This window comes from Campylobacter sp. US25a (assembly GCF_004379075.1).
Classification (GTDB): Bacteria; Campylobacterota; Campylobacteria; order Campylobacterales; family Campylobacteraceae; genus Campylobacter_D; species Campylobacter_D jejuni.
In genome coordinates this window covers 86,893-98,655 of the sequence record NZ_RYYM01000006.1, presented here as the reverse complement: position 1 = coordinate 98,655, position 11,763 = coordinate 86,893, and the positions used below count along the sequence as shown (strand labels likewise).

General features: G+C 30.2%; 13 protein-coding genes. 9 read left to right on the top strand and 4 right to left on the bottom strand.

Annotation, left to right across the window (positions count from 1 at the left end):
• From ELQ12_RS10640 to mog, 3 genes are all read left to right on the top strand, one after another.
• On the top strand, nucleotides 1-114 hold a 114-nt coding region (locus tag ELQ12_RS10640; RefSeq protein ID WP_243834129.1), incomplete at its 5' end, for a hypothetical protein.
• A gap of 113 nt (nucleotides 115-227) precedes the next feature.
• Nucleotides 228-1,211 carry a magnesium/cobalt transporter CorA gene (corA, locus tag ELQ12_RS06060; RefSeq protein WP_002861405.1) on the top strand — a complete coding sequence of 328 codons (984 nt, stop codon included), beginning with the start codon at nucleotides 228-230 and terminating at the stop codon, nucleotides 1,209-1,211.
• A gap of 20 nt (nucleotides 1,212-1,231) precedes the next feature.
• Complete coding sequence (gene mog / locus ELQ12_RS06055) at nucleotides 1,232-1,774, top strand: molybdopterin adenylyltransferase (protein ID WP_134264628.1); 543 nt, start codon at nucleotides 1,232-1,234, stop codon at nucleotides 1,772-1,774.
• Here mog and ELQ12_RS06050 read toward each other — a convergent pair.
• Nucleotides 1,771-1,956 (bottom strand): hypothetical protein, encoded by a 186-nt coding sequence (locus ELQ12_RS06050; protein WP_002861403.1) that lies wholly within the window; start codon nucleotides 1,954-1,956, stop codon nucleotides 1,771-1,773. The genes mog and ELQ12_RS06050 overlap by 4 nt on opposite strands.
• 126 nt (nucleotides 1,957-2,082) lie before the next feature.
• Between ELQ12_RS06050 and ELQ12_RS06045 the strand changes: the two genes are divergently transcribed.
• From ELQ12_RS06045 to ELQ12_RS06025, 5 genes are read left to right on the top strand one after another with little or no spacing between them, the layout of a single operon-like run.
• Nucleotides 2,083-3,270, top strand: coding sequence for a M48 family metallopeptidase (locus ELQ12_RS06045; protein WP_070210737.1), 1,188 nt, complete (start codon nucleotides 2,083-2,085; stop codon nucleotides 3,268-3,270).
• The gene (locus ELQ12_RS06040) at nucleotides 3,267-4,082 is read left to right on the top strand and encodes a HemK/PrmC family methyltransferase (protein ID WP_126234985.1); all 816 of its coding nucleotides are present in this window, start codon (nucleotides 3,267-3,269) and stop codon (nucleotides 4,080-4,082) included. The genes ELQ12_RS06045 and ELQ12_RS06040 overlap by 4 nt, the downstream gene beginning before the upstream one ends.
• A gap of 12 nt (nucleotides 4,083-4,094) precedes the next feature.
• Nucleotides 4,095-4,565 (top strand): DUF4149 domain-containing protein, encoded by a 471-nt coding sequence (locus ELQ12_RS06035; RefSeq protein ID WP_002871299.1) that lies wholly within the window; start codon nucleotides 4,095-4,097, stop codon nucleotides 4,563-4,565.
• 37 nt (nucleotides 4,566-4,602) lie between these two features.
• Nucleotides 4,603-5,352 (top strand): flagellin C, encoded by a 750-nt coding sequence (flaC, locus tag ELQ12_RS06030; RefSeq protein WP_070243519.1) that lies wholly within the window; start codon nucleotides 4,603-4,605, stop codon nucleotides 5,350-5,352.
• Nucleotides 5,353-5,387: 35 nt separating this feature from the next.
• Nucleotides 5,388-6,020 (top strand): YggS family pyridoxal phosphate-dependent enzyme, encoded by a 633-nt coding sequence (locus ELQ12_RS06025; protein WP_052861546.1) that lies wholly within the window; start codon nucleotides 5,388-5,390, stop codon nucleotides 6,018-6,020.
• 12 nt (nucleotides 6,021-6,032) lie between these two features.
• On the opposite strand, the gene dnaE is transcribed toward ELQ12_RS06025, so the two are convergent.
• Complete coding sequence (dnaE, locus tag ELQ12_RS06020; protein WP_070282766.1) at nucleotides 6,033-9,635, bottom strand: DNA polymerase III subunit alpha; 3,603 nt, start codon at nucleotides 9,633-9,635, stop codon at nucleotides 6,033-6,035.
• 194 nt (nucleotides 9,636-9,829) lie between these two features.
• Between dnaE and ELQ12_RS10825 the strand changes: the two genes are divergently transcribed.
• Complete coding sequence (locus tag ELQ12_RS10825) at nucleotides 9,830-10,072, top strand: SelT/SelW/SelH family (seleno)protein (protein WP_257841545.1); 243 nt, start codon at nucleotides 9,830-9,832, stop codon at nucleotides 10,070-10,072.
• A 12-nt stretch (nucleotides 10,073-10,084) separates the two neighbouring features.
• Here ELQ12_RS10825 and ELQ12_RS06010 read toward each other — a convergent pair whose 3' ends face one another.
• Nucleotides 10,085-10,414, bottom strand: a complete 330-nt coding sequence (locus ELQ12_RS06010; protein WP_002861397.1) for an ArsC/Spx/MgsR family protein — start codon at nucleotides 10,412-10,414, stop codon at nucleotides 10,085-10,087.
• Nucleotides 10,411-11,751: a 3-deoxy-7-phosphoheptulonate synthase class II gene (locus ELQ12_RS06005; protein ID WP_070295614.1), complete on the bottom strand. Its 1,341-nt coding sequence runs from the start codon at nucleotides 11,749-11,751 to the stop codon at nucleotides 10,411-10,413. The genes ELQ12_RS06010 and ELQ12_RS06005 overlap by 4 nt, the downstream gene beginning before the upstream one ends.
• Nucleotides 11,752-11,763 lie beyond the last annotated feature (12 nt).

The window sequence follows — 11,763 nt, the reverse complement described above, 5'->3', positions numbered from 1 at the left end:
AAATTTGAAAATCCTAAAAGTTATTTTTGGCCAAAAGCAAAATGTTTTATCATAAAAGAACAAGAAGAAACAAAAAGAAATTTGCAAAAACTGATTAAAGATATTTTAAACTAAAGCTTAGTTTAAGAGCTTTAGGTGGAAAATTTGGTTTTTGATTTGCAAAAATTAAAAAATTGATTTTTAAACTAATCAAGGTATAATTTTAAAGTTAAAAATAAGGAATAACTATGCTCTATGTTTATATTAAAACTCAAAATGCTTTAGTTCAAAGAATCAACTTTAATCTCGATAGTCAAGAACTACCACAAAATATTTTATGGATTGATTTACTTCATCCAAGTGCAGCAGAAATTGCTTTTATATCAAGTGAATTTAATCTTGAGTTTCCTACAAAAGAAGAAAGAGAAGAAATAGAACTTAGCGCAAAATATTGGGAAGACAATGCGACAATAACCATCAATGCTCATTTTTTAGTAAGAGATCTTAAAAGCGATGAAGAAGATAGGAATTTAATCAAGCTTCGCACAGAAATTGTTACTTTTGCTACAGCTAAAAATATCTTATTTACTATAAGATATAACGAATTTAGTACTTTTGAAGAAATTCAAGCAAGAATTTTAGCTAGTCCGAAGAATTTTGAAGATGGTTTTGATATTATTGATAAAATGTTTGAAGTGCGCGTTGAAAAAGATGCGGATTTACTAGAATGGATAGATAAAGAAGCAAGACGCTTAAGAACAAGTGTTTTAGAAAAAAAAGATGAATATAGTTATGATGAAATGCTAAAGGATATTTCAAGCTTACAAGAGCTTAATATGCGTGTAAGAGATTCTTTATTTGATAAACGTCGTGCTATGACTTCTTTGCTAAAAAGCGATAAAATTGATAAAGATATAAAACAAAATCTTACTATAGTTTTAAAAGACTTAAATTCTTTGGTTGAATTTAGTGTTTCACAACTTAATATCTTAGACAATATTCAAACCATTTTAGCCAGCCAAATCAACATAGAACAAAACAAAATCATTAAAATTTTTACCGTTGCAACTGTTGCCATGATGCCTCCTACTTTAATAGGAACTGTTTATGGTATGAATTTTAAATTCATGCCAGAACTTGAACTTCACTATGCTTATCCCATAGTGCTTGGCGTGATGGTAATTTCTATCATTTTACCTTTGGTTGTTTTCAAGAAAAAAGGATGGTTATAAAAATTTATTAAGGAGGAACAATGGATACGATAAACATAGGAATTTTAACCCTAAGCGATAGAGCAAGTAGTGGCATATACGAAGATAAAGCTACTGCTGAAATTGAAAGAGTGTTAAATTCATATATAAAAAATGATATTATTTATCATAAAGAATTAATCCCTGATGATTATGATTTGATCATTAAAAAATTACTTTATCTAGCAGATGAAAAAAAATGCGATTTGATTATTACAAGCGGAGGTACAGGTCCAGCGCTTCGTGATGTAACCCCAGAAGCCACGGAAGCCGTGTGTGATAAAATGATGCCAGGTTTTGGAGAGCTTATGCGCTTAGAAAGTTTAAAATATGTCCCAACAGCTATACTTTCAAGACAGAATGCAGGAATTCGCAATAAATCTTTTATTATTAATTTACCAGGAAATCCTAAAGCTATAAAAGAATGTCTAGAGCCTGTTTTTCCAGCTATACCTTATTGTATTGATTTAATAGAAGGTGCTTATATAGAAGCAAATGATGAAGTTATTAAGGTTTTTCGCCCTAAGAAAAAATGTCAAAATTAAAATTTATTAGCTCTGATAAGTCTGCTTAATTGTCTAGCAAGCAGACTTGCCGAAGCTTCATCTTTACTTATCTTTTGCACTTTATTTTTAAACTTACAAAGTCTGTCATCTAAAATCATATCATTGATTGGAATTTTAGGCTTTTCTTTTTGCTTTTGTGAAATCTTTTTCTTAAAAAACATTCTTTAATCCTTTTTTATAAATATACATCAACTTAGTTGAAAAGAATATTATTTTAGATTTTAAGCTATTAACTTTATTTCATTATTTTAAGCTAGAATTCGCAAAAAACCAATCAAGGAAAAATAATGACTTTAATTGCAATTTTATGTCTTTACACAGCACTTTTATCTTGGATTTCCTATACTCAAATTCGTTTCTTAGAAAGAGAAAAAGACAAACAAGCTCAAATTTTAAGCGAAAAAGACTATCAAAATGCAGCAGACATTGCCATCGAAAATGAAAAATTTAAACTATTTTCCAATTTTTATAATTTAATCATCAATGTTGCATGGATAGGTTTTGGATTTTTATATCTTAAAGAATTACTTATCTCAAATAACACTCGTTTTGAAAATACTTTATTTTTATTATCTTTTTTAATAATCACAAGCATTTTAAATCTACCTTTAAGTATTTATGAAAGTTTTATCAAAGATAAAGCCCATGGTTTTTCAAATATGACTGCAAAACTTTTTATCAAAGACACTGTAAAAAGTCTTATTTTAACTTTAATATTTGGATTTTTAATCCTTTATGCTTTGCTTTTTTGCTATGATTTTTTTGGAACTTTTTGGTGGATTGCGGCCTTTATTTTTGCCTTTTGTATTATAGTAATTATAAATCTCATTTACCCTACCTTGATAGCACCTATTTTTAATAAAATGGAAAAACTAAACGATGAAAATTTGCTGAAAAAAATCAGCTCTTTAATGAAACAATGTGGGTTTAATGCAAATGGGGTTTATGTTATTGATGCAAGCAAAAGAGATAAACGTTTAAATGCTTATTTTGGTGGACTTTTTAAAAGCAAAAGAGTGGTTCTTTTTGATACATTATTAAAAGCTTTAAATGAAAGAGAACTTTTAGCTGTTTTAGGACACGAGCTTGGACATTTTGTTCATAAAGATATTATCAAAGCTTTATTTAACGGTGCTATAACTATGTTTTTACTTTTTTTTGTTTTTGCAAATTTACCTGAATTTGTTTACTTAGAAAGTCATCTAGAAGGAGTAAATGGCGGTGTATTTGCTCTTTTATTTATCTTTGCAAATATTTTTAGCTTTTTAATCTCTCCTATACTTAATGCCTTAAGTAGAAAAAATGAATTTGCAGCTGATCAACACGGAGCTAAAGTTACAAGCAAAGAAGATATGAAAAATGCGTTGATAGCTCTAGCAAGAGAAAATAAAGCTTTTATCAAAACAAGTAAAATATATACATTTTTTTATCTCAGTCATCCAAGTATTAGCGATAGAATCAAGGCTCTTTCTTGACTATAAAAAATGCTCTTATAGAAGCTAAATCTAGGTTAAAAGGTTATGAAAATGAAGCAGTATTTATACTCTGTGAATATCTAAAAAAAGATAAAGCTTGGTTATTTTTAAACCAAGATATAGAAATAGATCACAAACCTTATTTTGAGCTTATAAGACGTTTTAAATCTGGAGAACCTTTTGAATATATATTTGAAAAAGTGGATTTTTGGGGCTTAGAATTTAAGATAAAAAAAGGTGTTCTAATCCCTCGTTACGATAGTGAAATTTTACTTTTTCAAATTTTAAATTTATGCAAAAAAAATACTTTTAATAAGATTTTAGAAATAGGATTTGGAAGCGGAATTTTAAGCATTGTTTTAGCCAAAGAACTTGGGTTAAAAATCACAGCCTGTGATATCAATCCTAAAGCCTTAGAATTAGCTTTAGAGAATGCCAAATTACACAAAGTCGATCACTTGATTGACTTTAAACTTTGTAATTTTAAGCAAATTAAAGAAAATTATGATTTTATTTTTTCAAATCCACCTTATATTAAAAATTCATATCCTATAGATATTTGGGTACAAAAAGAACCCAAAGAAGCTTTATTTGGCGGAGAAAAAGGATATGAAATTCTAGAAGAAATCATACATTTTTCCCTCGATAAAAAAGTTAAATTTTTAGCTTGTGAATTTGGCTATGATCAAAAAGAAATTTTGGAAAAAATCTTATATCAAAATAATTTCATTCTTGATTTTTTCAAAGATGAACAAGGTTATAATCGTGCTTTTATAGCTAAATTTACAAATATGCGTTATGATAAAAAATAAAAGGAGAAACTTTTGAAAGCTGTTAATTTATTTTTACTTGCCTCCATCATAGGGGTTGAACTCATACTAGGAATAGTTGTTGCACCAACAATTTTTTTTCCTCAGAATCTTATAGGGGAAGGAGTGTTGAGCCATTTTCAAAGTGGCTTAATGATGACGCAAATTTTTATTAAAATGGGATATTTACTGATTTTTGTTTCAGTGGTTAATTTTTTATATGAAATTTATTCTCTTATAAAAGATGAAATAAAATTTCAAATAAAATTTTCAAAATTTATGCTGAGTTTGCTTATTTTGATTTTAAGCTTAATATTTGTTTTTTATTTTACTAATACCATAATTGAACTCCAAAACTTAGGAGAAAACGCTACAAAAACTCAAGAATTTATCAGTATCCATAATGCAAGTGAAGTGGTGATTAAAATCATCTTGATAATGCAAGTTTTTTTATATTTCTTAAGCTTTAAAATAGCAAAAAAATGATAAAATATAAATAAATCTGAAAGAGAAGGAGTAGGCCATGATGATCTCTGAAGCAACTATGATGCAACAAAATTATTATTTAAATAATGCACAAAAAGCTAGCGATAAAGCTTTAGAAAATATTGCAGCTGTTCGCGCAATAAGTGGAGTTGATAGTGCTAATTTAGCTATTGCTGATTCTTTAAGATCTCAATCAAGTACTATAGATCAAGGTGTCGCAAATGCTTATGATGCTATAGGGGTTTTACAAATTGCAGATGCTAGCCTTACCAATATCTCTCAAAGCGCAGATAGACTTAATGAACTTTCAGTAAAAATGAACAATGCTGTACTTAATGATTCTCAAAAAGGAATGCTAAGAACAGAAGCAACACGCATACAAGAATCCATCAATGATTCTTTTAATAATGCAACTTATAATGGAAAAAATGTCTTTCAAACTATGAATTTTGTAGTAGGTAGCGGAACTGAAACTACAAATTTAAATCCATTAGCAACAGGTGGATTAAGCATAGATAATCAAGATAGTATTACAAATTTTATGGATCAACTTGGAAGTTTAAGAAGTGAAATAGGCTCAGGTATCAATGCCATTACATCAAATATTAATGCAAGTGTTCAAAACAGCATCAACTCAAAAGCAGCTGAAAATAATTTACTAAATAATGACATGGCAAAAAATGTTAATGATTTTAATGCCAATTATCTAAAAGAAAATGCTGCTGCTTTTGTTGCTGCACAATCTAACATGCAGCTTCAAAGCAAAATTGCTAATTTACTACAATAATATAAGCCCTAAATAGGGCTTATTTCTTTATCAAAATGACTTTAGAACAAATTTTAGAAAAAACCAAAAACATTCGCCTTGTAGCTGCAAGCAAGTATGTCGATGCAAGTATAATTGAAAAGCTTTTTGATCAAGGTGTAGTAGAATTTGGAGAAAATCAAGTCCAAGCTCTAGCACAAAAAAAAGAAAATCTTGATGAAAAAAAACTAGATATAAAATGGCATTTTATAGGAACGCTACAAAGCAACAAAATCAATCTCTTAATCAAACAAAAACCTATATTATGGCACTCTTGCAATGGTATTAAAATAGCTAAAGCTATGGACAAAAGACTTGATTATAAATTAAATACTTTATTAGAAATCAATAGTGCAAATGAAAATAGTAAAAGTGGTCTAGATCCAAATCAAGCTGTAGAAGAATATTTACAAATACAAGAAGAATGCCCTAATCTAAATCTTTGTGGTGTAATGAGCATAGGCTCACACAGCCAAGATAAAGAAAGTATTATAAAAAGCTTTGAAACTACATTTAAAATTTATGAAATTCTTCAAAAACATGGAGCTAAAATTTGCTCTATGGGAATGAGTAATGATTTTGAAATTGCTATAAAATGCGGATCCAACTTGGTAAGACTTGGGAGCATTTTATTTAAAAATCTCAAGTAAGAACAATCTTACTTAAGCATATTTATTAGAAATTTCTTCTACTATACTATCAGAGATAATAAAATCTGTATGATAAAGCAAGCAAGATCCCGCACTAATAACTTTTAAAACAAGTTTTTTATTATTTTTTTCATTAGGATTATGTGCATTTCTAGCAATTTCATGAATTTCATAGATTAACTCTCTATTTAACCTTGTCAAATCTAGCTCTATGATATTTTTTTCAAATTCCTTAGGTTCTGCGGTAAAATGATTTTCTTCTTTATTTTTAAAATCTTTTTTTGCTCCAAATTTCTTTATAGCTTTAATCTCGCCATCTTCAAGACTTTGTAAATCTTTAATTGCTTTTAAAAAAAAGCTAGGCTTCTCCCCTCCTTCAGCTTTAAATCCCAATACAAAACCATAGGCATTATTTTTTAAATTTTCATCTTTGATGATATTTTCTATTTCTTCTACATTGCTTTCAAATACAGTAGCATCAAACGAAGAATAATAATCTAAAATTTCAATTCTACCATAACGCTTATTATTTTTACTCATCATAGATTTGAAATCTTCAATTTTACCTATACTTAAAATTTCTCCATTATTTTTTAAACTTTCAAAATCTAAACTTTTAACATAATCTATGGCATTAATTTGTTCATAAAATCGATCTAAAGGATGGCCTGAAACATAAATTCCTAAAATTTCTTTTTCATATCCTAATTTTTCCATCACCTCAAATTCTTCATTTTTGGGAGTAAAATTTACTTGAACACCTGAAGTTAACTCCTCTTCACCAAAAAGAGAACTTGCAGCATTTTTTCTTACTTCGGCCATTTTACGCGATGCTTCGCTAAGATTTTCCATATTATCAAACAAAGCTTTTCTAGTAAAACCAAACTCATCAAAAGCCCCTGCCTTAATAAGACTTTCTAATGTTCTGCGGTTTATCTTGGTAGGATCTATCTTACCTAAGAAATCATTAATATCCTTAAATTCTCCATCTTGCCTTGCTTCAAGTAAATTTTCAACTGCAGGAATACCCACACTTTTTATAGCCCCAAGTCCGTATATAATAGCATCCTTGCCATCTTGCTCTAAAGCACTAAATTCACGGATCGCTTTGTTAATCGATGGAGGTAAAAGTTTAATATTCATTTTTTTCATCTCATCAATATAAACAGCAATTTTATCCACATTGTTTTCTTCGCTTGTTAAAAGCGCTGCCATAAATTCACTAGGATAATAAGTTTTTAAATAAGCTGTTTGAAAAGTGATCAACGCATAAGCCGCAGAGTGAGATTTATTAAAACCATATCCTGCAAATTTTACGATAAGCTCCCATAAATCCTCAGCTTTTGCTCTATCATATCCTTGTTTTTCTGCTCCATCTGCAAAATCAGTTTTAAGCTTTTTCATCTTCTCAGGATCTTTTTTACCCATAGCACGACGTACTACATCAGCACCTCCTAAAGAAAAGCCACCTATAATTTGAACAATTTGCATAACCTGTTCTTGATAAACGATAACCCCATAAGTAGGCTCTAAAACCTTTTCTAAACTGTCAAAAGGATATTCTATACTTTTTAAACCATGCTTTCTGTCGATAAAATCATCAAGCATTCCTGATTCCATAGGGCCTGGACGATAAAGCGCAAGAACCGCAATGATATCTTCAAAACGCTCTGGTTTTAAGCGTGCATTTAAGCTTTGCATACCGCCTGATTCGATTTGAAAAATCCCTAAAGTATTTCCACTTTGTATGGTTTTATAAACTTTGCTATCATTTACATCTATAGTTTCCCAAATAATGTCTTTATTGTAACGCTTTTTAATAAGCTTGATTGCATTGTTGATTACTGTTAAGGTTTTAAGACCTAAAAAGTCAAATTTTATCAAATCCACATCTTCTAAATGATCTTTAGAATACTGCGTTACCAAATGTCTTTCATCATTTTTACTTTGTCTAAAAAGCGGAGTTTTCTTCCATAAACTTTCATTAGAAATTACAACACCTGCTGCGTGCATACCCGCATTGCGATTTAATCCTTCTAAAGCTCTTGCATACTCCCAAACTTCAGGACCTTTAGGATGACGATCGATAAATTCTTTGATTTTAGGTTCTTTTTCATAAGCAGCATCAAGAGTGATTTTAAGCTCTTCAGGCACAAGTTTAGCAAGCTCATCAGCATCTTGAATACTCATATCACAAACTCTAGCCACATCACGAATCACCCCTTTAGCTAAAAGCTTACCAAAGGTAATAACCTGTGCAACCTTATCTGCTCCATATTTATCAATCACATAATCAATCACTTCAGCACGTCTGTCTTGACAAAAATCCACATCAATATCAGGCATGCTCACACGCTCAGGATTTAAAAAACGCTCAAAAAGTAAACTATAAGGAATAGGATCTAAATCCGTAATCCTTAAACAATAAGAAACCAAACTTCCTGCAGCTGATCCTCTTCCAGGACCTACTGGAATGCCTTTATCTTTAGCCACTTTAATAAAATCATGAACAATAAGCATATAACCTGAAAATTTCATATTTTTAATGATATTAATTTCTACCTCAAGTCTTTGTTTGTATTCTTTATGCTTGCTTTCATCGATAAATTTTAATCTCTCTTCAAGTCCCTTTTTACAAAGCTCTTCAAAAACTATGTCATCATTATCAAAGCTAAATTCTTTTGTTTCTTCAGGCAAGGTAATATTATGATCTTTAGCATATTCTCTTGTAAATTTGAAATTCGGTGGAGTGGGATTGCCAAGATTAAGCTCTAAATTACATTTTTGCGCGATTTCTTGTGTATTTTCTATAGCTTCTGGAATATCTGCAAAAAGCTCACTCATTTGCTCAGGGCTTTTAACATAAAATTCATGCACACTATGACGCATTCTATCAGGGTCATTAAGTTTTTTTCCCATAGCTATACACATAAAAACCTCATGGGCAGCCGCTCTTTCTTTAAAAGTATAATGCGTATCATTTGTAGCAATGATTTTTATATTTAATTCTTTAGAAAGTCTGATAATATCATCATCTATCATTCTTTGATCACCTATACCATGACGCATGATTTCAAAATAAAAATCATCTTTAAAAACTTTTTTATACCATAATGCTGCTTCTTTTGCTGCTTCATAGCCTTTTGCACCAAAACGCACATTTCTTTCACTATAAGTATTTAAGTGCCAATTTACTTCACCTTGCAAGCAAGCAGAAGAACAAATAAGACCTTCGCTATATTTTTCTAAAAGCTTTTTATTGATACGCGGATAATAATACAAACCTTTAATATAACTTTGAGAACTTAAATACATTAAATTTTGATATCCGATCTCATTTTTTGCATACAAACAAAGGTGAAAACGCTGACGAGAACTTTTATCATCTAATTCATCGTGATTATGTAAATACGCTTCCATACCAATGATAGGTTTTAAACCTTGTGCTTTCATTGTTTGATAAAAATCAATTGCCCCAAACATATTTCCATGATCTGTCATAGCAACACTTGTAGCACCCTGCTCTTTTAAAGTCAAAGCTAATTCTTTAAGCTTATTAGCTCCATCAAGCAAAGAATATTCTGTATGTAAATGCAAGTGTGTAAATTGACTCATTTTCTTCCTTTAGTTTTTTAAGGCTTATTTTAATTTTGATAAAAATTATAAATTTTTCTCGCTGAATTTGAAAGAAATTGACCCTAAATTTCAACTTAAATTTTACAAAAAAGGCAAAAATTCAGCCAAAATAAACTATAATAAAATCTAAGATTTTAATCTTAAATAAAATAAACTTTTCAAAGGATGAAATGATGAAAGTAAAAATTGCTTATTGCAATCTTTGAAATTATCGCCCACAAGCTGCAAGGGTTGCAGAAGAACTACAAAGCGATTTCAAAGATGTTGAAGTAGAATTTGAAATTGGCGACAGAGGTGATTTTATCGTTGAAGTAGACGGAAAAGTTATCTTCTCTAAAACACAACTTATTAATTGCGAAAGTGAAAGATTTCCATATCAAAATGAAATTAATCAATTAATAAAAAATAGAGTGTAATCAAACACTCTATCATAATATTTTCTCATATTCCTTGCCAATATATATGTTTTGCTCATACTCGATAATAGGACGCTTAATACAGCTTGGATTTTCTAATACAATTTTCTCAAGTTCTTTTTCATTTAAACTTTTAACTTTTTCTTTGTTTAAACCAAGTTTTTTAGAAGTTAATCCAGCAGTATTGATAAGATCTTCAAAAGATTTTTGTTTTAACCATGTGTATAAAATATCTTGATTAATCTTTTTAATATCCATAAAATCAAATACAACACCTTTTTGTGTTAAAGCATCCATAGCTTTCTTTACAGAATTACAATTTTTAATACCATAAAGTTTCATTTTCTAGCCTTTTTTACTAAATCTGCAATTAAAAAAGCAAGCTCTAATGCTTGATCCGCATTAAGCCTTGGATCGCATTGAGTCTCATAACGATCTTCTAAGCTTTGAGCAGTAACATTGCTTGCACCACCTGTGCATTCTGTTACATCTTTTCCGGTCATTTCAAGATGCACTCCACCTGGATAAATCCCTTCGCTTATTGCAATCTCAAAAAAAGATCCCACTTCTTGCATGATTTTATCAAACTCACGTGTTTTAAAATTACCTGCTTTTACTGTATTTCCATGCATAGGATCTATGCTGTATACTAAATTTAAACCTTCACTTTTAAGTTTGGAGAAAATTTTTGGCAAATTATTGATAATTTTATCTGCACCCATGCGGATAATAATATTTAATCTTCCTTCTTCATTATTTGGATTTAAAACATTTGCTAAAGCTATGATATCATCAGCACTTGCACTAGGTCCTATTTTAACCCCTAAAGGATTTTTTACTCCTCTTAAAAAATGTACATGAGCTTCATCAAGCGCCCTTGTTCTTTCACCTATCCAAAGCATGTGAGCTGAACAATCGTAAATTTCTCCACTTAAACTATCCACTCTAGTTAAAGCTTCTTCATAAGGCAAAAGCAAAGCTTCATGTGAAGTATAAACACTAACTTCTCTTAGACTCGGAGTATTACTTGTATTAATCCCACAAGCTTCCATAAAAGCCAAAGCTTGTGAAATTTTTTCACTGATATCAGTATATTGCTTATGGAGTTCACTCTTTTTTAAAAACCTCAAATTCCAACGATGCACTTCATGCAAATCTGCTAAACCACCCTTAGCAAATCCGCGCAACAAATTTAGCGTTGTTGCACTTTGATAATAAGCTTCAAGCATTCTACGTGGATCAGGAATGCGCGCTTGTTCGCTAAATTCAAAACCATTAATAATATCACCACGATAACTAGGAAGACTTATACCATTTAACTCTTCAAAATCACTACTTCTTGGCTTGGCAAACTGCCCTGCAATACGACCAATTTTTACAACAGGACATCCACCGGCAAATGTAAGCACTATAGCCATTTGAAGTAAAATTTTAAACATATCACGGATATTTACAGCACCAAAATTTTCAAAGCTTTCAGCACAATCTCCACCTTGAAGTAAAAAAGCTTCTTTTTTACAAACTCTTGCTAAAGACTTTTGAAGATTTCTCACTTCTCCAGCAAAAACCAAAGGAGGAAGTTTCTCAAGTCTTGCTAAAACTCTATTCATTTCCTCTTGATCTGGATAGATAGGTTGCTGTTTTATGGGATAGTTTTTCCAAGAATTCTTAGTCCACATGGTTTTTTCTTT

What these genes read in the sequence shown, in the direction of transcription:
- corA (WP_002861405.1), top strand. Translation starts at nt 228, where the DNA reads ATGCTCTATGTTTATATTAAAACTCAAAATGCTTTAGTTCAAAGAATC.
- mog (WP_134264628.1), top strand. Translation starts at nt 1,232, where the DNA reads ATGGATACGATAAACATAGGAATTTTAACCCTAAGCGATAGAGCAAGT.
- ELQ12_RS06050 (WP_002861403.1), bottom strand. Translation starts at nt 1,956, where the DNA reads ATGTTTTTTAAGAAAAAGATTTCACAAAAGCAAAAAGAAAAGCCTAAA.
- ELQ12_RS06045 (WP_070210737.1), top strand. Translation starts at nt 2,083, where the DNA reads ATGACTTTAATTGCAATTTTATGTCTTTACACAGCACTTTTATCTTGG.
- flaC (WP_070243519.1), top strand. Translation starts at nt 4,603, where the DNA reads ATGATGATCTCTGAAGCAACTATGATGCAACAAAATTATTATTTAAAT.
- ELQ12_RS06025 (WP_052861546.1), top strand. Translation starts at nt 5,388, where the DNA reads ATGACTTTAGAACAAATTTTAGAAAAAACCAAAAACATTCGCCTTGTA.
- dnaE (WP_070282766.1), bottom strand. Translation starts at nt 9,635, where the DNA reads ATGAGTCAATTTACACACTTGCATTTACATACAGAATATTCTTTGCTT.
- ELQ12_RS06010 (WP_002861397.1), bottom strand. Translation starts at nt 10,414, where the DNA reads ATGAAACTTTATGGTATTAAAAATTGTAATTCTGTAAAGAAAGCTATG.
- ELQ12_RS06005 (WP_070295614.1), bottom strand. Translation starts at nt 11,751, where the DNA reads ATGTGGACTAAGAATTCTTGGAAAAACTATCCCATAAAACAGCAACCT.